Consider the following 25,411-nt stretch of genomic DNA (forward strand, 5'->3'; position numbering starts at 1 on the left):
GCCATGAGCCGTTCTCCCACCAAAGTTCCGATGAAGAAAGGGTCTTGGATTGTGGTGTGGGCCCTCTTCTTGTTGGGAGGAGCCCTGCCTTCTCTTCGAGCAGAGAAAACGGCGAGCGAAAAAATACCGGCACTCTCCACAGCGTCTTTGACCTGTGATTTTATGGAATTTCGGGAAGAAGAAAACGTTGTTTTCGCGCGCGGTCACGCGGTTGTCGTTTCCAGCGGAACGCGTCTGGAGGCGGACGAGCTCACTGTATATTTATCAAGCCGGGTGGTGGTGGCCCAGGGGAATGCCGTGCTCATTTCCAGCGGAACGCGCTTGGAGGCGGATGAGTTGACGCTTTATCAATCCAGCCGGGAAGCCATCGCCCGGGGCCGTGTTTATTTGAATGACGAAGAATTGTCTGTTCTGGGGGACAGTGTGCATTACAATTGGGGCAATTCAACGGGTGAATTCCAAAACATTTACATTCAACAGGGAGTCTGGCGCACGTGGGGCCGGAGCCTGGAACGGTTGAGCCCAACCCATTACCGCATCAAACGAGCCGCTTTTTCAAGTTGTGATTTAAACCCTCCCCACTATCATTTCCGTGGAGGATCGGCCGAGTTTCGGGTCAAGGAACGGATGAGCGTGACCCACATTCGGCCCGCCGCTGAAAAAACACCTTTTCTCTACTTCCCCTACTACACGCGATCCTTGAAAGACAACCGCTGGACCTATACGGTGGATCCGGGGAACAGTGCCCGAAACGGGTTGTTCGCTAAAAATGTTTTTTCCTATCCCATTGGGGAAAACGCTCGGGCACGGGTTCTCTGGGACCACTACACCCTTGCCGGGAATGGTTTTGGGGGAGAATTCAGCTATTCAACTCACACGGTGCGGGGATCTGTTTCGGGGTATCAAATTCATGACAAAATTGACGACCGCCGTCGGTGGAATCTTCGGTTGGGGCATTGGCAACAGTTGAACCCGCGATGGCAGGTTCAGTCTCGCGTGGCCATGCAAAGCGACGAATCGGTCAACGACGTTTTTGTGGGGGACGATTATCAACGTTCGCGGCAGTTGGGCGAGTCCGATCTGGCGTTCACGCGAACAGGGACGTGGTACACGGCGCGTCTTTACGTCGAACACGACCGGACCTTAGATCCCGTTCAGAAGCGATTTGTCACCAGCAAGACCATCCTTCCCCAATTCGGGTTTCAATCCTCGTCGCTCCGTCTGGGTCAATCCAATGCTTATTTCAATTTCGGGGGAAATTTTCGGAACGAATATGATCGCCCTCAAGAAGAGTCTGGGCAATTCCATCCGATCCTTCCAGGTAAAGACCATTTTCGTCAATACGCGGATGGGACGGGGCGATTCTCGTGGCGGTTGCCTGTGACGAAAAAGATTTCGTTGGAACCTTCGCTGGGGATATCAGAGGTTTGGCAGTCCCACCAGGTGGATGGTTTCAATTTAGATCCCACGGATATTCTTCAGGGAAAAGGGTTTACTGGGCTGAACATGCGTCATCGTGTGACGCGAAGTTTGGATTATGACCTCGGCCATACCTATCGTGTCCGATGGCGTCCCAATACGTTTCGGAGGGATCATTCTGCACCGGATCATGGGGTTGAACTGAACGGGTTGAATTTCTTGGCTTCCTATCGCCCCTCCTCTTCAATCTGGGGCCGGGCGTCGACGTTCTACGATTTAAGGGATACCGAATATCAAGGGTATCACACCCCGCGCCAGCGGTTTTCGCCCCCGACAGTGGACGCTGGTTTTTCGCCGAATCGATGGTTTTCCCTCACGGCAAGAGAATCAGTTCAACTTTATCCAGCCCGAAAAATACAATCGAGTGTTCTGGATTTTCGATTGGGGCCAGACGACAAAGCCTTCTTTTCATCGGGCTTTAGCTATAATGTCAGCCGCCCAGGAGAACTGGACCTGACGAATGGGGCGGCTTTTCAGCTGACGCCGGGTTGGTGGTTGTCCGGGGACGTGCGGTCCACCGCCTCGGGTTCGGGGTCACTTCGTTACAACGGGATTTCCTTTACAGAAAAAAATCTTGTTGTTCGTCGGGATCTCCACTGTTGGGTCGTTCGGGTCAATTACCGTGAACGGACAGGTGTCCATGAGATCTTTTTTCGTTTGGATTTGAAGACGAACCTGGACTTCCGAAAAAATGGCGCGAAATTTGATGACAAACAATTTTATCCCGCACGCCGTCCTACTGGAGAGTGACCAATGAAACTCTTGGTAACCGGAGGCGCTGGTTTTATCGGATCCCATTTCGTTCGGTATTGGTTAAAGAAACATTCGGCCGATCGTGTTACAACTCTTGATAAACTGACTTACGCGGGGACACTTGAAAATTTAGCGGACGTCCTCACATCCTCCCGCCATCGGTTTGTTCGGGGAGACATCGGTGACGGGCGAACGGTTAAGCGGGTTCTGGCTGGCGTTGATTCGGTGGTCCATTTTGCAGCGGAAACCCATGTGGACCGATCTCTCCTGGATGCGAACCCCTTTCTGCAGACGAATGTTCAAGGGACTTATACGTTGGTTCACGCCGCGCGCGAGGCCGGTGTTCGGCGGTTCCTTCACGTTTCCACAGACGAAGTATATGGATCGGTGGGTAAGGGAAAATCTCGGGAAACCGCTCTTCTCAACCCGACCAGCCCTTACGCCGCGTCCAAGGCGGCGTCTGACTTGGTGGTCCTCTCCCAGTGGCTCACGTACAGATACCCTGTGCTCGTGACTCGGTGCACCAACAATTATGGCCCGCAACAGCACCCGGAGAAATTTCTGCCTCTTTTTATTACGAACGCTTTAGAGGGGGTCCCCTTGCCTCTTTATGGTCGCGGGTTGAATGTTCGAAATTGGATTCATGTTTTAGACCATTGTGAGGCCTTGGACCGTGTGTTGAAACAGGGACGGCCAGGGGGAATTTACAATATTGCTGGCGCGCGCGAATACAAGAACATCGACGTGGCCCGAAAGATATTGAACGAACTGGGGCGGCCCGGCGACCTCTTGAATTTTGTGAAAGACCGAGAGGGTCACGATCAGCGCTACGCCCCCGACACCCAAAAAATTTTCCGGGAATTGGGATGGCGCCCGAAGCGATCTTTTGAGGAGGGCCTTGTGGAAATGCTGGACTGGTATCGAACCAACGAAAGATGGTGGCGTGCCATTCGAGGTAAGAAGGGCGGGTTCAAAAACTATTACAAAAAACAATACGCCACGCGTCTTAAAACGGCTCGCGCGTAAAGGAAAGGGACGGGCGATGAATTCTAAACATGTTGCGGTGGTGGGGAGTGGGTATGTGGGGCTGGTCACCGGCGCTTGCTTAGCGGAAATAGGTCACCGGGTCACCTGTGTGGATGCGGATCGCGCGAAGATTCAGATGCTCAAGAAAGGGGAAATTCCCATTTACGAACCCGGCCTTCCGGAAGTTGTCGCCGCGAACCGAAAAGCGAAACGGCTTCAATTCACCACACGCTTGGAAGACGCGATGAAGCATGCCGAATACGTATTTATTGCGGTCAATACCCCCCCCCTCCCGAACGGCGAAGCCGATCTGTCTTATGTGGAGACGGTGGCTCGGCAAGTGGGCCGCGTCTTACGCCGGTACACCGTCGTTATCGATAAGTCCACGGTTCCTGTGAACACCGGGGACAAAGTTCGTCAAACCCTCTTGCTCCATGGAAAAAAAGAGATTCCCTTTGACGTGGTCTCCAACCCGGAGTTTTTGCGAGAAGGCACCGCTGTCCGTGATTTCATGAAGCCGGACCGAATCGTTGTGGGGGTGGAATCTCGCAAGGCCGAAACCATGATGCGGGAGCTTTACTCTCCGCTTAAATGCCCGGTGATCGTTACCGATATCAAGAGCGCCGAGTTAATTAAACACGCGTCGAACTCTTTTCTTGCGACAAAAATATCTTTTGCCAACGCGCTCGCCGCTCTCTGCGATCGGGTGGGAGCTGACGTTTCTCTCGTGACGGCCGGGATGGGAGCGGATCCGCGGATTGGGACTTCGTTCCTTCGGGCTGGGCTGGGGTATGGGGGGTCTTGTTTCCCGAAAGACGTGAGCGCTTTTATTCACATGGCGGAGAAGGAAGGTGTGGACTTTAAAATTCTTCGGGCGGTTCGGGAAGTGAACGATCACGCTCGGATGTGGGCGGTGGATCGACTGAAAAAGGCCCTGTGGAATTTGCGCGATAAAACCATCGCGGTCTGGGGACTTGCCTTTAAGCCGGAAACAGACGATTTACGCAACGCCCCCGCCCTGGACATTATCCAACGGCTACAATCGGAAGGCTGTCGGGTGAACGCCTATGACCCTGTGGCGATGGTCAAGGCACGCGGTCATTTGAAAAATGTTCGGTATTGTCGAACGCCGTACGATGCCGCCCGTGGAGCTGACGCGATTCTTCTCTGTACGGAATGGAAAGAGTTTCGTGATGTGGATCTTCAGAAAGTTAAAGCTCTTTTACGAACGCCGGTGTTCTTGGACGGTCGGAATCTCTATGACCCCGCTCACGTCGCGGCTCTGGGATTTCAATACCACAGCGTTGGGCGTGTCGCCCCATCCGTCGGATAATTGAGTTTCCACACTCTTGTGTTTTAGAAACGGCTTATTTGTTTACATAAAATTTACATCTTTTTTGTTGACATGAAACACCGAAAAACATAGAAGTAACTGTAAGCAGCAGGGCATTCCCTCTTCTAGGGAATGGAAGAGCGAAAGGCGTTGGGAGGCGTCTGGAGCGAACATCCCGTTGTCCTCCTCCGTCCTTACGCCCATGTGATTTTGGGTTCTTTCCCAAAAGCCCATGGAATTTCGTTAACGGTGATTGTGCCTTTTGGGAGGCGCGTGTATGGGTCCTGTTTGTCCATGGGGTGAGTCACCCGTCATCGGCCAGCTTGGGGAGTTGCTTTATAGGGATAAATTATTTCTCCTCGCCTCAGCTTTCCAATGATTACAAACTTTACCGCACTTTCTCAACTCAATTCCCCCGAAGTCAGTTCCCCGCCCCTTGCAGAACCAGATCCACCCCGAATTCCCGTTGATAAATTTCCTTGCACGGAGCCACTCATTCTTCCGGCGGTTCAAGTTCTTCTGGCCTATCTCGAACAAGAAGGAGTGGATTCTATTTTTGGAATACCTGGAGGCCCTCTCATGCCTTTTTATGAGGGTCTCTTTGATCGGGGGAAAATCCGTCCGATTATCGCGAAGCATGAAGAGGGCGCGGCTTTTATGGCGGATGGTTACGCTCGGGTTTCCGGGCGATTGGGCGTGTGTTGCACCACCACCGGCCCTGGGGCGACCAACGCCTTAACGGGAATCGCCTGCGCCTATCGAGACTCGGTCCCGGTCATGCTCATTACGGCTCAAGTGGCCTTAGCCGCGTTTGGGAAAGGAGCCGCACAAGAAAGCTCCCCGTTAGGGATTGATATCGTGGATATGTTCAAGGACGTGACGAAAGCCAGCGTGATGTTAATGACCCCCGAACGGATCTCTGACATTACCCGTCACCTTCTCCGCACAGGGTTGACTGGTCGCCCCGGACCCATTCACTTGAGTCTCCCGGCGGACATGATGAAAACAAAAGTACAGGCAGACATTCGCCCTCCATCCCAGTACCGAACCCCTCCTGAACTTTTCGACCGCCGGTCTGTCAAGGAAGCTGTTCGACTTCTCGGTCAGGCCCACCGACCTGTTATCTTGGCGGGGTACGGTGTCCATCTGTCCCGTGCCTATGCGGAGCTTCTCTCTTTAGCTGAACAGCAACGGATCCCTGTGGCGACAACCCCGAAAGCCAAGGGGGTCTTTCCAGAAGATCATATTCTCTCCTTGGGGGTCTTTGGGTTTGCGGGTTCTCCTCAGGCGGACGCCATCCTTCTTTCTGAAGATGTGGATTTAGTCTTAGCGATTGGAACCAGTTTTGGTGAGTCGAGTTCCCACGCCTGGGATCCCCGTTTTATTCAGGGGAAAAAACTCATGCATATTGACGTGGATCCCCGGGAAATTGGGAAGAATTATCCGGTTCAGGTGGGCCTTGTTGGCGATGCGAAACAGGTTCTCCTGGAGATGAGTTATCAGTTCCTTCGCGATACGAAATGGAAAGACGGGACCCATGACTTAGGCTATCGTCTCGCGGCCGTTCGAGCGACGAAAGCCATGTATCAACGATCTTTGGATGCTCAACTCATGATGGACGATTCCATGCCGATCAAACCCCAACGATTGATGGATGAGTTACGACGGGCCATTCCGCCCAATGGAATCTTATTTGTGGATATTGGAAATGTCATGGCGTGGGCCCTTCACTACTACACAGTGATAGAGCCCGGTACGTTTTTTCTTAATATGGGTTTCGGTTCCATGGGGCATGGCGTTGCAGCGGCCATAGGGGGGAAACTGGCGATCAAGGACCGGCCCGTTTTCGCCTTGGTTGGAGATGGGTCTTTTGCCATGAACGGGATGGAAATCCACACGGCTGTGGAGAATAATATCCCTGTCGTTTGGGTTGTCATGAACAATGGAGGCCATGGGATGGTCCATCTTGGCGAAAAAGTTCAGTTCAAGAAAAAATTCAACACTTCTCTTTTTAACCATCCCCTGCAAATTGCCGAAATGGCAAAAGCCATGGGGGCGGAAGGGATTCGTGTTGAGGATCCCAAAGAACTCTCAAAGGCTCTTCATCGTGCGATGGGTATAAACAGGCCATGTGTGATTGAGGTCATGACCGATCAGGACGCTATTCCTCCATTAGGGGTCCGGATGGCCACGCTTGAGAAATTTTTTCAAAGCGGAAAATAAAAATGTTCTCTTCAACAGGCATATCCTTTTGGAGATATTGATGATGGAAATCCCTGGTGTCTTTTTAAGTCCATGGATCTCTTGGATTTAGGCATTTATTTCTGGAGAGGTGGTTGATGAATTTATTGAAAAATACAAAAAGAGATTTATCGAACATTTGTCCTCCCGTTGTGAGTGATCGGGAAGGTCTGGATCGATTGGCTCAGCTAGGGATGGGGTTTCGCGGTTTTAGAGCCCTGACCTTAGCTATTGAGCTCGAGATTTTCGACTCGCTTGAAATGGCTCATGGTCGTCTTGAATTTCTTTCCCAAAAACTCTGTCTACTTCCGCATCATTTAAGTCAATTACTCGATGTCCTTGTGGCACTTGGTTTTCTTACTAAAAAAGCCAACATTTATCGCCATACTCAATTTTCAAGGAACTGGTTTCGAAAGGTCGGGAGCAAGAGCATGGCGAGGAATTTGAAATTCCAATCTTTTTTGGTGCAGGCCTATGCAGACCTCCCTAAAACATTCAAAAGAGGGCGCCCCACCCAAAGCTTGGGTCGCCTTCTTTCTCGAAGGAAAGATTTTCTAACCGATTATATTGCCGGGATGGCCGAAATAGCTAAAGGGCCGTCTATCGTTTTGGCCAAGTCCATAGATCTTCGTGGTGTTCGTCAGATTCTTGATGTCGGAGGCGGGCATGGATTGTTTTCCCTGGCCTTGTTGAAAAAGAAATCAACACTTCATGCGGATATCCTTGATTTTCCATCAACTCTAGAAATGACTAAAAAGTTTATCCCGTCTCGCCGCTATAAAGGGAGAGTTTCGTTCCTCAAGGGGGATTATCGATCAACCCCATTCAGGCGGCGTTATTATGACCTCATCCTTTTTTCGCATGTGTTGCATGATGAAGACCCCTCCACCATTCTCCTTCTTCTGAAAAAAGCACGCGCCGCTTTGGCGCCAACGGGAAAAATTCTAATTCATGATTTCTTTACTAATGAAGAAGGATTGACCCCTCTCTTTAGTCTCCTTTTGGGGTTCCAATTGGCGTCTTACACGACGGCAGGTCGATGTTATTCTGTTAAAGACTTAAGATTTTGGTTGAGGGAAACGGGTTTCAAATCACTTTGGGTAAAAACCATTAATGCGAACCTGCCTTCCGCGACAATGGCCATACTTGCCCGAGAAGATTAAACCATTCGAAAGGGAGAATCTGTTTCATGGATACTTTTTCAGGTCTAACAAAGGGTGGGTTTTTCAAGGAGTACAGAGACATAAATACGACTGCTTTTTTTAAAAGATATGGCACCCTCCTTCTCTTCGTTTTGTTTCCGCTTTTTCTAATGGGTGCGGGGGGTGAGGGTAACAAAAAAATGAAAACTCGGCGCATCGTTGTTTGTGACGATAATGTTGACCCCGGGGCTCTTGATCCATTTTTCACGTTTTCTGAAAAGAAATTCACATTACTTCAACAGATGTTAGAGGGTTTGGTCCGATTTGATTCGGAAGCAAATATTGTTCCTTCTCTGGCTAAATCTTGGGAACGTGTAAGTCCCCTCCGAATGCGGTTTCACCTTCGCCACGGAGTCCGGTTTCACAACGGAGAACCATTTAACGCGGAAAGCGTTCGATTTACCCTTGAACGAAGTCTTGACCCTAAGACGGGATCACCTCTTCAGGGTTTTCTCGCATCGATCGATCGTATAGAAGATGTTGACCCCTATACGGTTGATATTATAACGAAATTCCCTGACGGACTTCTTCTTCGACGTTTGGCCGGACTTGTGCTACTCGTTCCCCCCAAAGATTATGAGAATAAAGGGCCCTCCCGTTTCGCTAAAAGTCCTAATGGAACGGGGCCATTTAAGCTGAAATATTGGTCCTCAGGGAAAGAAATTGTTATGGAAAGAAATGTGGATTATTGGGATTCATCCCTTCCTAAAATCGATGAACTCGTTATGAGTTTTCTTCCGAATGTGGATGAACAACTTGAGGGGTTGTTGGATGGTCATGTGGATTTAATGACTGAACTACCTGGGACATACACGCTAAAAGTAGCCGAGGCACCCAATGCCCATATTGTCAAGAAAGAAGCCTTATACGCCGTGGGCGGTCATTTTAACACGGCGATTCCCCCCTTTAATGATGTGAGAGTTCGGCAGGCGGTGAATTATGCCCTAAACAAAGCCGAGTTCATTCGCTACGATTTGTTAGGAAATGGCGAAGCGGTTTCAACCGTTGCGACCCCAGGTCAGATTGGATACAACAAAAAGTTGATTCCCTACCCATTCAATTTGTCTAAGGCTAAGGAGCTCCTTCGTGAAGCCGGGGTTCAACTTCCTATTACTATCGATGTTTTTTTGGTCCCATTTGTCGAACGACCGGCTCGAATTGCGAAGAAACAATTGGAGGCGATTGGGATTAACGCGGTTCTTCATGTGTTCCCAGATGGAGATGCTGTGGAAGAATTTAAAAAAGGAACTTGGAATTTGGGAATGGCAACATTCCCCTCCCCAACAGCCCACGTTTCATTTTCTGAAGGATTACTCTTCTATTCCAAATCCCACTTCAGTATGCACAAGGACCCTTCTTTCGACAGTGCTTTTGAAAAGGCCATGATGATACTAGATTCCAAAGAAAGTGATTTAGCGTTTCAGGAAATAGAAAGAAAAGTTCACGAAGACGCTCTTGGGATGTTTCTTTACAGGCGGATTAAAACCTACGCTGTGAGTCAACGGATAAACTTTCGTCCCTACCTTACCGGAATGCCCCATTACTCCGATGCTGTGTCTATTGAAACTGCCAAACAATGACCCCAAGTCTCTCTTTAGGTCTTAAGATATTTCTTCTGATTTCAGGAGTTTTTCATTTTATTCAAGTGATCGCGATGGTTGGTTTCTCTGGTTTTTTAAAACAAAGGTCCATGAGTTCGTGCGAGTGGACCCCTGAATCTGAGCTTGGAAAAGCGATCCGACGAGGTTTAATTTTGTTTGTGGTTGGTTCAGGTATCCTTGTTTTGTTGAATTTATCTGAAATTCTTCGGGGGGGGGGCTTGGCGATATCTCTGTGCGTTTTACTTTCCTGTATTTTTGGCTACCGGTGGTTTCTTCAGTTATTTTGTTTTTCAAAATTTTTGAAACTTGGGGCGTCTCGTTATGCCCATTGGTGTTTGATTTTAGGTTCAGGAATAGCGTCAATTACTTATGCGATTTGTGCGGTTATTCTTGTCATGGTTTAACAGGGAGGTCTCATGGAGAAGTGCACTGTGTTGAGATTCTGTTTGAGAATTCTGTTGATGTCAGTGGGCTTGGGGTGGACGTCCCTTTCTCTCTGGGGATTCAATCAACCCCCGCTGAACATGAGCGCGACCACTTTTTTGGATGGGGGGGCGCCTCGCGGGGTTTATTATTTGAATTATTCGATTTTTGTGAATGGCGATAAGGCTTTCACGGGGGATGGGAAGAAGATCCCCGGTGATGGGCAGGTCAATGTTTTGACTCAGCTTCATCAATTCTATTACCATTCCCCCCTTCAACTTTTGGGGGGAGACGTGGGGCTCATGGTGGCTGTTCCGGTGGTGGCGTTGACAGCGAAAGGGTCCCTTGGGGCGACCCCACTTTCTGGGGATACGGCGGGTTTAGGGGATGTGGTGTTTGCTCCGGCCATCCAGTGGGACCATGGGTCTCTGATGGGGAACCCTGTCTTTTATCGGGCGGAATTTGATGTGACACTGCCGACAGGGCGTTACAATAAAGATGGGGGGATTGATCCGGGATCGAATCTCGTTACGTACAATCCCTATGTGTCGGTGGTGTGGTTGTTTCAGCCCAAGTGGGAAACCAGTTGGCGGTTTTTTTACGCCCATCATTCCACGAATAAGGATCACCCTTTCGGGACAGTGAAACCAGGACAAGCGGTGCATTTGAATTACGCTGTTTCGCGTGAGGTCTTTCCGAAGTGGCGATTGGGCGTGGCGGGGTATTATCTCCAGCAGCTGAAAAACGATACGATCAATGGTGTTAAAGAAAGAAACACGAAGGAACGTGTGGTCTCCGCTGGGCCCGGGTTGGCCTACCTGGGGCAGGGGCTCACCGCGATGGTCAGTTACCCCATTGAATTCTCCGTCGAAAATCGGTTTAGAGGGTCACGGGCCACTCTTCAAATTATCCACAAGTTTTAAGTGCTTGGCGTGTGGGCGTGAGCGGTTGGGGAGGGTGGTGGGCGTTGACAGGTTCGGACGCACGATTTAGAATGGGTTCGTGAGAAAAAAACGTGTGGTGTATCCCGGGAGTTTCGATCCCATCACCAATGGGCACCTGGATATTGTTTGCCGGGCTTGTGAGATTTTTGACACTGTTATTGTGGCGGTCACGCGGAACGCCACGAAATCGCCTCTCTTCACTCTCCAGGAACGGCTCTCCATGCTGAACCTCGTTTTGGCTCCTTTGGTCAAAAACGGCAAGGTTCGCGTGGATTCCTTTGATGGGCTTTTGGCGGATTATTGTCGAGAAAAAGGGGCTCAAGCGGTAGCCCGGGGACTCCGGGCTGTCTCGGACTTTGAATACGAGTTTCAAATGGCACTCATGAATCGTCACCTGTCCCCTGAATTGGAAACGGTTTTTTTGATGGCCGATGAAAAATACACGTATCTCTCCTCCTCGCTCCTAAAAGACGTCATGCGGCTCGGTGGGGACGGCAGCCGTTTCGTCCCTTCTCCGCTCCTCGAGACGTTAAAAAAGAAACTCCGTCCCTCCACGCCCTAAGAATTTTCTTACCCCCAACACCCGTTTGTTTCGCCCTCTCGATTTAATCTGAGTTTTCGAGTGGGATTTGAGATTTTAGAAAGGATCCCCGGAATCCCCTTGACTTCTTCTTGTCCTGGGGTTATTCTTCGAACAGGCGTGATGAAATCGAGCGAGAAGAATTCTTTTTGGGAACACTGTCGACAGAAGGCGGCCTCCCATTTGAGGCGCGTCCTCTTGGTGGAATCGGAGGACCCGCGAGTTTTGTCCGCCGCCCAGATTGTTCATAGGAGAAGTATTGCCCATCCCCTTTTGGTTGGAAACGTTGATCGGGTTTCGGCAGAAGCTTCTCGAATAGGTCTGGATTTAAAAGGAATCGAATGTGTTGACCCGGCCACGGACCCGCGCACGGAGAGATTGGGGCGTGATCTCTTTGAAAAGAGGAAGGGTAAAGGGCTGACGGAGGAACAGGCCCATATTTTGGTTCAGGATCCCCTATTCTTTGGGGTGATGGCTCTCCATGGGAATTTTGCGGACGGACTTGTGGCGGGAGCTGTCCGAACGACCTCCGAAACCGTTCGTGCTGGATTTTGGGGGTTGGGGTTGGCTCCTCATGTTGAAATTGCTTTTGGAGCCATGGTGATGGATTGTCCTTTTTCTGGAGGCCATTCCCGCACATTGCTTTTCGCCGATTGTGCGGTTTCTCCCCATCCATCGCCTCGCGCGTTAGCGGCGGTGGGAATAGCCGCGGCGGAACTGTTTGAAAAATTGGTCGGGGGGCCCGCACGGGTGGCGTTCTTGAGTTTTTCAACTTTGGGAAGCGCGGCAGATGACAGCGTGGTTGCGACTCGACACGCGGTTGAGTTGGTCCGTAAGAAGGCTCCGACTCTTCTTGTGGATGGGGAACTTCAAGCCGACGCGGCGTTGGTGGACGTTATTGCCCGGCAAAAGGGTATGGGCCATTCTCTCGTGGCGGGCCAGGCCAACGTCTTGGTCTTTCCGGATTTGAACGCGGGGAATACGGGGTATAAATTGGTTCAACACTTGGGGGGGGCCCGCGCGGTGGGCCCCTTGTTGGTGGGTCTGGCGAAACCCATGTCCGATCTTTCGCGTGGGTGTACCGATGAAGACATTGTCGACGCGGTGGCCTTAACCGCGCTACTCTAAAGAGAGAACCTCTGGGGGGTCTGGTGGATCGAAAGAAACGGCTCGGGGATGCACTTGTTCAAGATGGTCTTCTCACTGAAAAACAACTTGATCAAGCGGTGGACGTTCAACGCACGAAGGGCGGCCGTATTGGGGATATTTTGGTGGACCTCAAGCTTTGTTCGGAAGACCAGATTCTCTCCTCTTTGGCCAAACGGGCAGGAATTTCTTCTGTTTCGTCTCTGGCCCCCTATGGGAAGATCCCCAGCGCTGTTTTGGCTCTGATTCCGGGGGAGATGGCCCGACTTCGTGGTTTGTGTCCGCTTTCTTTGGAAGGAAACGTCTTGACCGTTGCTTTGGCGGATCCGTTCGTCGAATTGAATGGGACGGACGATCTGAAGATCCAGACAGGTTTTGATATCCGGATGGTCCTTGTTTCCGAAAAAGAAATCCAAAAAGCCGTGGAGGTTTCTTACCCGGTGTCCTCCGTAAAGGACACGAGTCCATCTGTGGAATTTGATAGTCACTCCGGGCAGAGCACTGACCAACAGATGTCAACGATTTTGAACGCGCTGATCAGCAGCGCGGCCACTTTGGGAGCTGATCATATTTATCTTGAGCCAGGGCCCGCTTCCGTTCACGTTCGCTATCGCCTTCGCGGGGCGTTGCAACGAAAGCCTGACCTTCCCTTGCGCCATCTTCTTCCGTTAGTGGCGCACATTAAAGGGTTGGCGCGCATGGACGTGGAGGAACGTTGGTCCCCTCAAGACGGGCGGTTGCGGGGGAGCTGGGGGGGGCATTCCTTGGATGTTCAGGTTTCGTCACTCCCCACCGCGGACGGAGAAAAAATTGTTTTTTCTCTTTTGGACGCGGCCCGGGCTCTTCCATTGGATTTGACGGAATTGGGTCTGGTTCCCGAATTTTTGGATCAGTTTCGCCGAATCGTCGAAACGAAGAGCGGCCTTCTTCTTGTCGCTGGGCCGGCAGGATCAGGGAAAACCGCCACGGTTTACGCCACCTTGGCAAGCTTGAACGCAGAGGAGCGGCATATCTTAACGATTGAAGATCCCCTCGAGCGATATTTAGAGGGGGTGACCCAACTGCAATTGAGAGCGGATCATCGATTGTCTCTGGCGTCGGGGCTGCATGTGTTGCGACGGCAGGATCCCGACGTCCTTATGTTAACGGAAATATCAGACGTCACGACAGCCGAATCGGCGGTGGACGCGGCGGGGGAATGTTTGGTCCTGTCCTCAGTGACCGCGGCGGATGCGTTGGGGGCTGTCCATAAACTCATTGAAATGGGGGTTCCCCCCTCTCTTTTATCGGAGCGCTTGGTGGGCGTTTTGGCTCAACGGCTTGTGAGAAAAATATGTTCGAATTGTCGGGAGGTGTACACTCTTTCACTGCGAGAATTAATGGCGGCAGGGTTGGGCGAAAAAGAAATTCGGGGGGCGAAGCGTGCCGCTTCTTTTTCTGTCCATCGAGGACGAGGGTGCGGCCAATGTTTGGCGACGGGGTATGACGGTGTCACCGCTATTTTTGAAGGGCTTTTCGTCACGGAAAACTTTCGGCGGCTCATTGCTGAAAAGGCCAGTCTCGGGGTTATGGCTCGGGAAACCGCCGAACGGGTTACCTTACGGGAGGCCGCTGTCCAAAAAGTTCTTGCCGGGGAAACCACAGTGGAGGAGGCCCTTCACGTTGGATAAGAAGTTCTTGTTTTCATTTGCCTTTTGAAATACTCTAATCTAGTGGTGGTGTGGGCCCTGGATCAGGGAGTTCGTAATCATGAGATGGGGGTGGGGGTTTCGTCGGTCCATTCGTCGATTCGAGGGTAGAGGTTTTTCTGAGGTGGATGATGATCAACATGAATGACTTGCTTTTACTGATGGTGCAAAAGAAAGCCTCGGACCTTCATATGACGGTGGGGGTGGCTCCCAGCCTTCGGATCGATGGAATTCTGATCCAAAGCAATTTGGAAAAACTAAATTCGGACACCTGTCAGCGGTTGATTTATTCCCTTTTGTCGGACGCGCAGAAACAACGGTTCGAGTCAGAAAATGAGTTGGATGTTTCGTTTGGGATTAAGGGATTGGGCCGCGTTCGGATGAATGTCTATCGACAGCGGGGGTCGGTGGGCGCGGCACTTCGATCAGTCCCGTCACGTTTTTTGACGTTCGAAGAAATTGGTCTACCTCCTGGGGTGGCGGACCTGGTCAACTTGCCTCGGGGGTTGGTTTTGGTGACGGGCCCCACGGGGTCAGGGAAAACAACCACCATGGCCAGTCTCATTGATTACATCAATGAGAACCGGAAATGCCATATCGTGACAGTGGAGGACCCTATTGAATACGTCCATTCCCACAAACAGTCCATCGTTAATCAGCGCGAGTTGGGGGGGGATACCCCGAGCTTTGCCTCCGCGTTGAAATACGTTCTTCGCCAAGATCCGGACGTGATCCTTGTGGGTGAAATGCGGGATACGGAAACCATCTCCGCCGCGATTACGATCGCGGAGACTGGGCATCTGGTTTTTTCCTCGCTTCACACCAACGACGCGGCTTCGACTGTCAATCGGATCTTGGATTCTTTCCCTGCGGATCGGCAGAGCCAGGCCCGAAGTCAATTGTCCCTCACTCTTCAGGCGATCCTATGCCAAACTCTTCTGGCGAGTTCTTCCGGGGTGGGGCGGGTCATGGCCTGTGAATTTTTGATGGTGACACCCGCTGTAAGAAATCTAATCCGCGAGCAGAAACTGGAACAGATTTTTTTAGCGATGCAGACGGGATCCCGCACGGGAATGCAAACAATGAATCAATCCCTGTATTCCCTGCTGAGTAAACAGAAAATTTCTTTGGAAGAAGCCTTAACCGTTTCTCCCGACCCGGAAGAATTAAAGCGACTGCTTCCAAAAGGGTTTTCCAACCAAATATGAGGGATATTGCGCCATGACAACAGATCCCGTAAAAGTCATTGATCTCAAATCGGTTTCACGCCCAAAGATTCTCGTGGCCGAGGATGAGAAAGATATTGCTTCGTTGATTGAGGACTGGCTTTCGGAAATTTATGATGTCACGGTGGCTTTTGATGGAAAGACCGCTGTTCAAAAGGCGGTTTGGCATCAGCCTCAAGTGATCTTGTTGGATGTGGTTCTTCCGGACATGAGTGGCTATGACGTTGTTCGACAATTCCAGGGGGCTTCCCAGACCCGGGGAATTCCCGTCATCGTCATGACCGCAAAAAATTTTGATGATTCGACCATTAAGTTGATCAAATTGGAAAGCAACGTTTTCGGGTTTCTCAACAAACCCTTTAAACCCAGTGACCTCATTAAAATGCTGGAGGTTGTTTTGAAAGGAGGGCGCTCCCTTGGTCTCGGGGGGGCTCCCCTCCCAACGCCCGTTCCCCAATCGCCTGAAAGGAAATCGGAAAAGTCTTCTGGCGGGGGTGCGATGGGGGGAGCGGGGAGTCCCGGCCAAGAGCCACCGATTGAACCCATCCCTGAGACTCCCATTCCTGGGGAGCCCATTCCTGCGCCGGTTCGAGAGGCCATTGACCCGGTCCCTGAAGAAAAAAAAGAGAGGGTCAGGGATCAACAGCCAACAAGGTCCCACAGGAAGAGTCTGCCCCTTGAGGAAAAGGGGAATAACCCCGTTTCGGTGGTGAGAGCCGGGTTATTTAAATGGGTGGGTTTATTGTGTCTCGCGATCTTCTTTTTGATCTTGGCCCTTTTGGGTGTGGGGGAATGGACATGCCGACGTTCCGAGCAAGAACTGGGTGTTCGGTTCTTTACACCCCCTCTTTTCCCGGCGAGCCGTTTTAACTCGTTTATGCCCTATCAATGGAACGATCCTGGAAACACAAGCCCAACCGTGTGGAACGATGGCGATGTGGTTTACCCGATCAACCAATGGGGGCTGCGTGGTCCCGATGTCACTCTGGTGGCCCCAAACGGGGTGCGGCGGATTCTCCTCTTGGGGGGAACCTCGACGTTCGGTCCGGGGGTGGTGGAGTCGGCGACTCTCGCCCGGCGGTTGGAATCATTTTTAAACGAGGACCGGCCGGGAGGGTATCAGGTCATTAACGGTGGGTTGTGGGCCCTTTCCCCTGCGGAGCAATGGGCGTTCGTTAAAGGGCAGGGATTGAATTTCAAACCCGATACGATTCTGTGGCTTTGTGAAAATCGTCCTCCTGGGGTGCCATCAACGGAGGGATTGCGTTGGCTGGCCAATCGACGTTGGTTGGTGAAACCTCCTTTTTCTACAAGTCGCTTTCTGCAGATGTTGGTTCAAATTAAAATCCGGGGGGAGGGAGATCCTGTTCTCAAAGTGGGTGACCCTTTGTTATTAGCGGCTGATAAACTGGCGAAGGACCAGAAGATCTTTTTTCGTTATTGGATCGTTCCCCGAGAGAATTTGTCAACAAAAGGGCGGAGGGTCGGGTCGGAATTGTCCTGGATCTTGGGGGATGGCCCTCCCGTTCTGAACACGACTGTTGTGGAACGACTTGCCCGTGCGGTTGAGAAAAAAAGCGAATGACCCCTGGACAAAAGTCTAAAAGTCGGGTAGATAGGTAAGAGAGGAAACCCATGCCCCAATTTGCCTATAAAGTTCGTGCCGCGGGTGGAAGTGTGACCACAGGAGTGCTGGAGTCGGCCGATCAGCGCGCCGCTGTGGAGCAGCTCCGTTCCCAACGGATGATGATCTTGGAAATTGTCGAGCGTCAACCCAATCTCCTGGATAGTCTGAAGAAACTGGACCTTTTCAAGGCGTCCATCCCCTCCAAAGAAATTGTCTTGTTTTCCCGTCAGCTCTCTACGTTGGTTTCTGCGGGTGTGGCTCTCGTGTCGGGGCTTAATATTTTAGCCGAACAGATTCAGCACAAGGGTTTTAAGGCAGTGGTCTTGAAGGTGAAAGAAGATATTGAGGCGGGGCAACCCATTGCCGAAGCGCTTAAAAAACATCCCGACGCTTTTTCCAATCTTTACGTCGCCATGATCCGCGCTGGTGAAGTGGGTGGAATCCTTGATGTTATTCTCGAGCGACTGTCGAATTACCTTGAATCGGCTGAGGCCCTTCGTCTGAAAGTCAAGGGGGCCATGATGTATCCCATGGTGGTCAGTTCCATCGCCGCGTTGGTCACGGTCTTTCTTCTGGTGGGTGTCATTCCCACTTTTAAGGAAATCTTTTCCAGTTTTGGCGCTGAATTGCCGCTTCCCACTCGGATCGTTATCGGTTTATCAGAGAGTCTTCAGAATCAGTGGTATATCTATCTGTGTGTTCCCGTGGGACTTGTTTTCCTGGGAAAACGCTGGCTAAAAACGGAAAATGGGCGCAAGATATTCGATACCAAAGTTCTTCAACTACCGCTTTTCGGGGTCATGCTTCGTAAGGTGGCCGTCGCTAAATTTACCCGGACGTTGGGAACCTTGGTGAAATCTGGAGTTCCTATTTTGCAGGCCATGGAGACCGTGGCTCAGACCGCGGGAAACAAAGTGATTGAAAGCGCAATTATGGCGGCGCGGGAATCCATCCGTGAAGGGGAACGCGTTGCCGATCCGCTCAAGCGATCCGGGGTGTTCCCTCCCATGGTGATTCAAATGATTTCGGTGGGAGAAGAGACCGGGAACATGGACGTCATGCTTCACAAAATTGCAGACTTTTATGACCAGGAAGTGGAACAAGCCATTAAGGGGCTCACCTCCATGATCGAACCCATCGTAATTGTTTTTATGGGCATCTTGATTGGGGGTATTGTGATCGCCATGTTTATCCCCATGTTCGAGTTGGGGAACCTGGCGGCCAAGCAGGGGTAAAAAATACCCCTTGAAAAATAATGGATGGAGCCCTATACTAAAAGGGACCGGGAATTTTAATCAGTGTTGACAGGGGATTCCTGGAATGGTAGGTAACAAGTTATCTGAAAGGTTTGATGTCATCATACATAGGGAGGTACGCAATCATGAGTCAATTAATGAAACGAATAACAAAAAAAGGGTTCACGCTCATCGAACTGATGATCGTGGTCGCCATCATTGGGATCTTGGCCGCCATCGCCATTCCCAAGTTCGCTGACCTCATCACGAAATCAAAAGAAAGTTCAGCGAAAGGAAGTTTGGGAAGCCTCCGCGGATCTCTCACCATTTACTACTCTGATAAAGAGGGTATTTGGCCCAATAGTGCGGCGGCAGGATCCTTGTCTGATCTGGTCCCCACTTACATTGAAAGAATCCCGTTCATCTCACTCCCAGCCCAGGGCAGTTTTACTGGGCACGTGACTCTTTCCGATGCCGTGACTGGCACCGCCGGGGATTCCAGTGGTTGGTTTTACAATAGACTTAACGGGGTCTTGAATATCAATTGCACGCACAGAGATACGAAGAATTCCATATGGAACACCTGGTAGTTTCTATTATTCGGTAGGTGTTTTATGGGAGAGGGGCCCCTTCGGCCCCTCTCCCTTTTTTGGTGTGCCCAGCATGAGACACGACCAGGAGGTGTAAGTCCTCTGGGGAACTTGGTCACAGGGACCCCAAGCGAACCGCAAGGCGGGCAATGCCGTGAGGCCCCGGCTGAAAGAAGTGGGTAGCGAAACGTCCAAGCCGACGAACAGGAACCGGATAGAGGCGGAGTCAACCAGGGCGAGCGGGCCAATGACCGCGAAGCTCTTGCGACCAAAGGGAGGCGACGTAGATCCGGCGGTTGTGGAGGGAAGGCCGTGTGTCTTACCTGGGGAGTCCTCGCGTTGGGTCCGAAAGGGCCACGGGGAAACTCGGAGCGAGGTGTCAGCAGAGGCCATAGGAGCCAAAGGCTCGGTGGAAACATCGAGACAAGACGAAGGGCCAAACGGAAGGAGAGCGAAACGACGATAGGCCTCAGAAACGCGAGCGACAGAAGTCCAAGCAGTTGGAGCTCCCGTGGGGGAATAGGGGTGAAGCCCCGAAGGCGACACGGAGCGTCGAAGCGTGGAGGGCGGCCCATGGAAACGAACGCTCAAGGACTGATCATCTGATGGAACGGGTGGTCGAAGAAGGGAACGTGCAGGCCGCCGTAAGGCGGGTGAAGAGGAACAAGGGCAGTCCCGGCATCGACGGGATGAATGGGAAGGATCTTCCGCATTCCCTGAGGGAGAACTGGGAACGGCTCCGGCAAGAGCTATTGACGGGGAACTACCGACCTCAAGCGGTGAAGCGGGTGGAGATACCGAAACCGAACGGGGGAATTCGACAATTGGGGATTCCTGTCGTAGTGGATCGGATGATCCAACAGATGGTCCTGAACGTTCTACAACCGATGATTGATCCGACGTTTTCGGAGCACAGCTACGGGTTCCGACCCGGAGGGAGCGCGCACCAAGCGGTGAAAGCGGCGCGGTGTTACGTCCAGGAAGGACGGCGATGGGTGGTGGACGTGGATTTGGAGAAGTTTTTCGACGGCGTGAACCACGACATCCTGATGTCCCGGCTGGCAAAGAGGATCGAGGACAAACGAATGCTGGGGTTGATCCGCCGATACCTGACGGCTGGGATGATGGCCGAAGGTGTGGTGGTGAGGCGGGAAGAAGGGACGCCGCAAGGAGGGCCCCTCTCTCCGCTTCTGGCAAACGTGCTCCTGGACGAAGTGGACAAAGAGCTGGAGAAACGCGGACATGTCTTTGCGCGCTGTGCGGATGACGGGAATGTGTACGTCCGAACCGAGCGAGCGGGAAAAGATGTGATGGAGACGCTTGAGCTCCTCTACGCGAAACTCCGACTGAAGGTCAACACGACCAAGAGCCGAGTCACACGGGTGTGGGACAGGCAATTTCTGGGCTACGGTTTATGGGTGGCCAAGGGAAAGGAAGTCAAACACCGCGTGGGAGCCAAAGCCTTGAAGGCGATGAAGGAGCGCGTAAGGGAAATCACCTCACGCAACGGAGGCCAGAGCCTTGGCCAGGTGGCGGGACGACTGAAGGAGTATCTGCCAGGGTGGAAGAACTATTTCCAACTAGCGGAAACCCCAGGCGTCTTCGCGGGACTGGACCAATGGATCAGCCACCGGCTACGGATGGTGCGTCTGAAGCAGTGGAAGCGGGGAAGCACGGTTTACCGAGAACGGAAGGCGTTGGGGATCAGCCAACGGGCTTTGGGGTCGGCGATCGCGCGACCGCGGAGCTGGTGGAAGACCGCCGGAAGTCAGGGACTCCACATTGCTTTGCCGAACACCTACTTTAAAAGCCTGGGCGTTCCGCGCCTGGCCGAAGGATAAAGGCCGCTGACCGAACCGCCGGATGCGGACCCGCATGTCCGGTGGTGTGGCAGGGGCCGGGTCAAGGAAAATCACCTTGGCCCGCCTCTATGCCGATTGCGGCCCATGCTCCCCCGCTCGGGAGGGACAAAAATACAGTTTTGATTATCCAGCAGTCGAAACACTTGAATCTTTGCGGAACCAATAGGCATACACGGCCCAGGTTCCGGTGATGACCGCCACGCCAATAAATACCCACAGATAATTCTTTACAAAGGCAGGCACAAAGGCCCCAATGACCATGCCCAGACTAAAGACGTAAAGCTTAAGGGCCGCAATGTCCACCGGGGACCATTTTTTTGTGATCAAGAGCTTCATATGTTACCTCCTTTTCATCCGCTGAACAATTTTGTTGACCACATTATTACGAATCCTCTTCCTTCATCGCTCCACATATTCCGCCGTCGATGGATTTTCCCAGCCAAGATCCCGAAGTGACCGGAGACTTTAGCAGGTTTTGGCCCCGAGTTCTTCCATTCTTGAACAATAATCTATTTTGATCACTTGTCGAAATTTAATGTTTCCGTCTATTTCGTTTGCCCTGTTCCATAATGTCCTTTCGAGTGCCTACTGGACCGGGGTACCTTGAAACGTTCTTTTCGTCTAAAGGAACAAAGTATCGAACGGGGTGTCGAACTGGCATTGGAACAAGGGGAGGATGACAATGAAACGAATCGTATTGGCGGTATTAGGGGTCGTGGTATTCACAGGAGAAGCCCGACTCTGGGCCGTGGATCTTATGGCATGGCCAGAAGAGGCCCGGGAGTCCTCCAGCTATTTATTGCCAATTTCATCCGGGCGCCGTTCTCTGACGTGGGCCCAGGGTGTACCCCCCGTCCGCAGCGATCTGACTCCACTCCAGCTCAAAGATATGCGACTTTCTGGGAAAATCTTAAATAACACAGCACAAGTCACGGCGGATTTTACTTTTTACAATCCGTTGGTCCATCGCATGGAGGGTGTCTTAATGCTCCCCCTGCCCGCGGATATTGTGATGACTGGGTTCGTTATGACCAATGGAGGAAAAGAAATGAAAGGGGAACTTCTTGAAGCCAACCAGGCTCAGGCAATATACGAAAACATTGTGCGCCAGATGCGGGACCCCGGTTTATTGCAACTTGTTGGACAGCGGTTGCTCCGCGCCCGGGTGTTTCCCATCGAGCCCCATGGCCAAATAGATGTGACAGTCACCTACAGCCAACTTCTCAATAAAACGGGGGACCTATACGAAATCACCTTGCTATTTACCCAGGCGACCGGAAACACGAAAATGACCCCCGCCAAAATCTCCATGGATATTGAAACGACAACATCGATCCGCCACCTCTATTCCCCTGTGAATGGCGTAGAAATATTGCGCCAAGGGGAAAACCGTGCCCAACTCACGTATCACGGGGACGCGGTTGGCCAGCCGTTCCAAGTTTTCTATGGAACCCAGGAGGACCCGTTGTCCGCCGGGTTGCTGGTTCATCGCGAAGCGGGGGAAGATGGATTTTTCATGCTCTCTCTTTCTCCGCGCCCGGGAAAAGGGGCTTCCGTCGTGGACAAAGACATCGTGTTCGTTCTGGATCGCTCCGGAAGCATGAACCAAAATGGGAAAATGGATCAAGCCAAAGAGGCCCTGCGATTTTGCTTAAAAAGTTTGGGGCCCAAAGATCGGTTTGGCATTGTCACCTTTGCCACTTCGGTCGACATGTTTGATGATACCTTGGTGGGGGCGAGGGAAGGGAAAGAAAAAGCGATGCGATATGTGGACCGCATCGAAGCGTCGGGGGGAACCAACATTGAAGAGGGACTAAAAGAATCCCTGCGGTTATTAAAAAACAGCACGGATCGCGCACCTATGGTGTTTTTTATCACTGACGGTCTCCCCACTATTGGCGAAACGAATTTTGACCAATTGTTGGCAAAGGTGAATCAAGCCGCCGTCGAGGGGAAAACGCGCCTCTATGTTTTTGGCATCGGGGACGACGTTAATACGCTTTTACTGGACCGGATGGCACAGGAAAACCATGGCGCCCGGGACTACGTCCTTCCAGGGGAAACCATTGAAAACAAGGTATCTACGCTCTACACCAAAGTCGCCAGACCTGCACTCTCCGACGTTCAGTTGAATTGGACCCGTGCAGAGGTTCACGACCTTTTCCCCCGAAAAATCAATGACCTGTTCTACGGGGAAGATTTGGTCGTCTTAGGCCGATACGGACATGGGGGAAAAGCCACTCTCACCGTTTCCGGATGGCGGGGAGAGCAGAAAGAAACACACACGTTTAATGTATCCCTCCCGGACCGATCTGTGGAAAATGGTTTTATCGGTCGACTTTGAGCCCACCGAAAGGTTTCAGCGGAACTGGACGCGATCCGTCTCGGTGGTCGAGCCGAAACGGAAGTCATTGAAGGGATTGTCCGGATTGCGAAACAGTATGGGATTGTGACGCCCTATACCTCTTACCTAATAACGGAGGATGGTCAAACCCTAGGGAATGCGGTGCAATCCGCAGGCATGCAAATACGGGGCATGGCGGTGGATGCTCGTGAAGGAGGCGTATCGGGTTTCCCCATGAGAGCAAAAAAAGCACAAATGGAAAGCCTCTCCCTTGGTCGTTCGGAAAGGGTCATGCTTCCCAGTGGCGCGGGTGGGAGTATTACCTTGGGCATCGAGGCTTCTCATATCGAGGTGAAAGATAAAATGAAGGCCATGGGAATTCCTGTGGTGGATACTCGGGAAATCGATGGGAAAATATTCTACAAGCGAGGTGAAATCTGGACGGATGGGGACTATGAGGCTCATCCAGACATCGCTGTAAAAGAGGTGGTTCCCTTGGGCGAAGACTACTTTAAACTCATCCAAGCCCACCCGCGACTGGCCAAGTTCTTTTCAATTGGCCATAGCGTCATTGTTCAATGGAATGGTGTTGTCTACAAGGTTCATCCTTAAAGGAGGCTGGCATACAAATACCCATTCAATTGTTCATTGTCGTAGTTCTGTGGGGAGCCAGCGCGTCAGTTCAAGCCGCAGGTCCGCGGGTGTTGGTCCAATTTATTTCAGGGCTTTTTTCACACCTTCCCCGTAGGCTGGGTCCGCTTTTTTGAAATGGGCCAATTGGCGTTCAACGATTATCGCCGGAACGCCTGTCATAGCTTTTGCGATGGCTTTGTGTAAGCGCTCTCTCTCCGCTGTTGGCATGAGGCGATAGAGGTTCCCGGCTTGGGTGTAATCATCATTCCCTGCCCGGTGATCGTAGCGGTCGGCGTCTCCCGAAAGGGGAAGGGGAGCTTCCCGGAAAGAGGGGTTTTCTTTGGGCCCGCTAAAACTGTTGGGTTCGTAATTAGGACCAGAGCCGCCGTTGTCATCGAAACGCATGGCCCCATCCCTGTGGTAGGTGTTCACAGGGCAGCGGGGACGATTCACCGGCAGACTTTCGTAATTGACACCGAGGCGGTGCCGATGGGCGTCCGCGTAAGAAACCGCGCGGAACTGAAGCATCTTGTCTGGACTCAGGCCGATGCCCGGGACCATGTTGGCTGGGGAAAAAGCCGCTTGTTCCACTTCAGCGAAGTAGTTGTTCGGGTTGCGGTTGAGCTCTAAAACCCCGAGCTCCATCAAAGAATAATCTTTGTGGGGCCAGACCTTCGTCAGGTCGAACGGGTTGTAGGTGGTCTTACCGGCTTCCTGTTCCGGCATCACCTGGACCTTGACGCGCCACTTGGGAAAATCTTTCCGTTCGATGGCCTCGAACAGATCCCGTTGGTGGCTTTCCCGATCTTGACCCACCAACTGTTCGGCCTCTTCGTCCGTGATGGTTTGGATGCCCTGCACTGTTTTGAAATGAAATTTGACCCAAAACCGTTCTTGGGCGGCGTTGAGGAAACTGTAAGTGTGGCTCCCGTATCCGTTGACGTGGCGGTAGCTTTTTGGTAAACCCCGATCGGAGAAAAGGATCGTGATTTGGTGCAAGCTCTCCGGGGAAAGGGACCAAAAATCCCACATGGCGGACCCGCTTCGAAGATTTGTTTTTGGGTCCCGTTTCTGGGTGTGAATAAAGTCTGGAAATTTATAGGGGTCCCGGATGAAAAATACGGGAGTGTTGTTTCCCACCAGGTCCCAATTTCCTTCTTCCGTGTAAAACTTTAAAGCGAATCCCCGCACGTCACGCTCGGCGTCGGCGGCACCTCGCTCGCCAGCTACAGTAGAGAAACGGAGGAAGCACTCTGTCTTCTTCCCCACTTCGGAAAAGAGGCGCGCGCGGGTAAAACGGGTCAGGTCTTGGGTGACGGTGAACGTCCCATATGCGCCGGAGCCCTTGGCGTGCACGACGCGCTCTGGAATGCGTTCTCTGTTGAAATGGGCATGTTTTTCGTGTCTGTTTAGCTCCAGGGGGTGATCGACGGGGAACATAATTTTTGAATTAAAATTTCCCAGGCCATAAAAACTGT

General features: G+C 51.8%; 20 protein-coding genes. 18 read left to right on the top strand and 2 right to left on the bottom strand.

Annotated features, from left to right (window positions below; genetic code table 11):
- Positions 1–3 precede the first annotated feature (3 nt).
- The 16 genes from JNK54_05055 to ltrA all read left to right on the top strand — a co-directional run bounded on the left by JNK54_05055 (position 4) and on the right by ltrA (position 20,935).
- A complete protein-coding gene (locus JNK54_05055) occupies positions 4–2,229 on the top strand; it encodes a hypothetical protein (GenBank protein MBL8023634.1) in 2,226 nt (741 codons plus the stop codon).
- A gap of 3 nt (positions 2,230–2,232) precedes the next feature.
- Positions 2,233–3,258 (top strand): dTDP-glucose 4,6-dehydratase, encoded by a 1,026-nt coding sequence (rfbB, locus tag JNK54_05060; protein ID MBL8023635.1) that lies wholly within the window; start codon positions 2,233–2,235, stop codon positions 3,256–3,258.
- A gap of 16 nt (positions 3,259–3,274) precedes the next feature.
- Entirely contained in the window at positions 3,275–4,591 is a 1,317-nt protein-coding gene (locus JNK54_05065; protein ID MBL8023636.1) for a UDP-glucose/GDP-mannose dehydrogenase family protein, read from the top strand.
- Positions 4,592–4,723: 132 nt separating this feature from the next.
- Positions 4,724–4,894 carry a hypothetical protein gene (locus JNK54_05070; GenBank protein ID MBL8023637.1) on the top strand — a complete coding sequence of 57 codons (171 nt, stop codon included), beginning with the start codon at positions 4,724–4,726 and terminating at the stop codon, positions 4,892–4,894.
- Positions 4,895–4,966: 72 nt separating this feature from the next.
- A complete protein-coding gene (locus JNK54_05075; GenBank protein ID MBL8023638.1) occupies positions 4,967–6,814 on the top strand; it encodes a thiamine pyrophosphate-binding protein in 1,848 nt (615 codons plus the stop codon).
- Positions 6,815–6,930: 116 nt separating this feature from the next.
- A complete protein-coding gene (locus JNK54_05080; GenBank protein MBL8023639.1) occupies positions 6,931–7,995 on the top strand; it encodes a methyltransferase domain-containing protein in 1,065 nt (354 codons plus the stop codon).
- A gap of 179 nt (positions 7,996–8,174) precedes the next feature.
- Entirely contained in the window at positions 8,175–9,614 is a 1,440-nt protein-coding gene (locus JNK54_05085) for an ABC transporter substrate-binding protein (GenBank protein ID MBL8023640.1), read from the top strand.
- A 482-nt stretch (positions 9,615–10,096) separates the two neighbouring features.
- A complete protein-coding gene (locus tag JNK54_05090) occupies positions 10,097–10,981 on the top strand; it encodes a transporter (GenBank protein ID MBL8023641.1) in 885 nt (294 codons plus the stop codon).
- A 79-nt stretch (positions 10,982–11,060) separates the two neighbouring features.
- Positions 11,061–11,564, top strand: coding sequence for a pantetheine-phosphate adenylyltransferase (gene coaD, locus JNK54_05095; protein MBL8023642.1), 504 nt, complete (start codon positions 11,061–11,063; stop codon positions 11,562–11,564).
- 201 nt (positions 11,565–11,765) lie between these two features.
- A complete protein-coding gene (locus JNK54_05100; protein MBL8023643.1) occupies positions 11,766–12,710 on the top strand; it encodes a phosphate acetyltransferase in 945 nt (314 codons plus the stop codon).
- Between the two features lie 23 nt (positions 12,711–12,733).
- Complete coding sequence (gene tadA / locus JNK54_05105; GenBank protein MBL8023644.1) at positions 12,734–14,398, top strand: Flp pilus assembly complex ATPase component TadA; 1,665 nt, start codon at positions 12,734–12,736, stop codon at positions 14,396–14,398.
- 149 nt (positions 14,399–14,547) lie between these two features.
- The gene (locus tag JNK54_05110) at positions 14,548–15,624 is read left to right on the top strand and encodes a type IV pilus twitching motility protein PilT (protein MBL8023645.1); all 1,077 of its coding nucleotides are present in this window, start codon (positions 14,548–14,550) and stop codon (positions 15,622–15,624) included.
- Between the two features lie 13 nt (positions 15,625–15,637).
- The gene (locus tag JNK54_05115) at positions 15,638–17,227 is read left to right on the top strand and encodes a response regulator (GenBank protein MBL8023646.1); all 1,590 of its coding nucleotides are present in this window, start codon (positions 15,638–15,640) and stop codon (positions 17,225–17,227) included.
- 50 nt (positions 17,228–17,277) lie between these two features.
- Entirely contained in the window at positions 17,278–18,504 is a 1,227-nt protein-coding gene (locus JNK54_05120; GenBank protein MBL8023647.1) for a type II secretion system F family protein, read from the top strand.
- 158 nt (positions 18,505–18,662) lie between these two features.
- Positions 18,663–19,094 carry a prepilin-type N-terminal cleavage/methylation domain-containing protein gene (locus tag JNK54_05125; protein MBL8023648.1) on the top strand — a complete coding sequence of 144 codons (432 nt, stop codon included), beginning with the start codon at positions 18,663–18,665 and terminating at the stop codon, positions 19,092–19,094.
- 605 nt (positions 19,095–19,699) lie between these two features.
- A complete protein-coding gene (gene ltrA, locus JNK54_05130) occupies positions 19,700–20,935 on the top strand; it encodes a group II intron reverse transcriptase/maturase (GenBank protein ID MBL8023649.1) in 1,236 nt (411 codons plus the stop codon).
- A 144-nt stretch (positions 20,936–21,079) separates the two neighbouring features.
- Here ltrA and JNK54_05135 read toward each other — a convergent pair whose 3' ends face one another.
- Positions 21,080–21,292, bottom strand: coding sequence for a hypothetical protein (locus JNK54_05135; GenBank protein ID MBL8023650.1), 213 nt, complete (start codon positions 21,290–21,292; stop codon positions 21,080–21,082).
- Positions 21,293–21,638: 346 nt separating this feature from the next.
- Here JNK54_05135 and JNK54_05140 point away from each other — a divergent pair, with 346 nt between their 5' ends.
- Together JNK54_05140 and JNK54_05145 are read left to right on the top strand one after the other, a co-directional pair.
- Positions 21,639–23,300 (top strand): VWA domain-containing protein, encoded by a 1,662-nt coding sequence (locus tag JNK54_05140; protein ID MBL8023651.1) that lies wholly within the window; start codon positions 21,639–21,641, stop codon positions 23,298–23,300.
- A gap of 105 nt (positions 23,301–23,405) precedes the next feature.
- Positions 23,406–23,912, top strand: coding sequence for a hypothetical protein (locus JNK54_05145; GenBank protein MBL8023652.1), 507 nt, complete (start codon positions 23,406–23,408; stop codon positions 23,910–23,912).
- A 102-nt stretch (positions 23,913–24,014) separates the two neighbouring features.
- Here JNK54_05145 and JNK54_05150 read toward each other — a convergent pair.
- Positions 24,015–25,411: catalase (locus JNK54_05150; protein MBL8023653.1), on the bottom strand; the 1,397-nt coding region annotated here is incomplete at its 5' end.

The sequence above is a fragment of the Elusimicrobiota bacterium genome (genome assembly GCA_016788905.1).
Classification (GTDB): domain Bacteria; phylum Elusimicrobiota; class Elusimicrobia; order FEN-1173; family FEN-1173; genus JADKHR01.

What these genes read in the sequence shown, in the direction of transcription:
- JNK54_05070 (MBL8023637.1), top strand. Translation starts at nt 4,724, where the DNA reads ATGGAAGAGCGAAAGGCGTTGGGAGGCGTCTGGAGCGAACATCCCGTT.
- JNK54_05055 (MBL8023634.1), top strand. Translation starts at nt 4, where the DNA reads ATGAGCCGTTCTCCCACCAAAGTTCCGATGAAGAAAGGGTCTTGGATT.
- rfbB (MBL8023635.1), top strand. Translation starts at nt 2,233, where the DNA reads ATGAAACTCTTGGTAACCGGAGGCGCTGGTTTTATCGGATCCCATTTC.
- JNK54_05065 (MBL8023636.1), top strand. Translation starts at nt 3,275, where the DNA reads ATGAATTCTAAACATGTTGCGGTGGTGGGGAGTGGGTATGTGGGGCTG.
- JNK54_05090 (MBL8023641.1), top strand. Translation starts at nt 10,097, where the DNA reads ATGTCAGTGGGCTTGGGGTGGACGTCCCTTTCTCTCTGGGGATTCAAT.
- JNK54_05135 (MBL8023650.1), bottom strand. Translation starts at nt 21,292, where the DNA reads ATGAAGCTCTTGATCACAAAAAAATGGTCCCCGGTGGACATTGCGGCC.
- JNK54_05120 (MBL8023647.1), top strand. Translation starts at nt 17,278, where the DNA reads ATGCCCCAATTTGCCTATAAAGTTCGTGCCGCGGGTGGAAGTGTGACC.
- ltrA (MBL8023649.1), top strand. Translation starts at nt 19,700, where the DNA reads ATGGAACGGGTGGTCGAAGAAGGGAACGTGCAGGCCGCCGTAAGGCGG.
- JNK54_05125 (MBL8023648.1), top strand. Translation starts at nt 18,663, where the DNA reads ATGAAACGAATAACAAAAAAAGGGTTCACGCTCATCGAACTGATGATC.
- JNK54_05115 (MBL8023646.1), top strand. Translation starts at nt 15,638, where the DNA reads ATGACAACAGATCCCGTAAAAGTCATTGATCTCAAATCGGTTTCACGC.
- JNK54_05110 (MBL8023645.1), top strand. Translation starts at nt 14,548, where the DNA reads ATGATCAACATGAATGACTTGCTTTTACTGATGGTGCAAAAGAAAGCC.
- JNK54_05085 (MBL8023640.1), top strand. Translation starts at nt 8,175, where the DNA reads ATGAAAACTCGGCGCATCGTTGTTTGTGACGATAATGTTGACCCCGGG.
- JNK54_05140 (MBL8023651.1), top strand. Translation starts at nt 21,639, where the DNA reads ATGAAACGAATCGTATTGGCGGTATTAGGGGTCGTGGTATTCACAGGA.
- JNK54_05080 (MBL8023639.1), top strand. Translation starts at nt 6,931, where the DNA reads ATGAATTTATTGAAAAATACAAAAAGAGATTTATCGAACATTTGTCCT.
- JNK54_05075 (MBL8023638.1), top strand. Translation starts at nt 4,967, where the DNA reads ATGATTACAAACTTTACCGCACTTTCTCAACTCAATTCCCCCGAAGTC.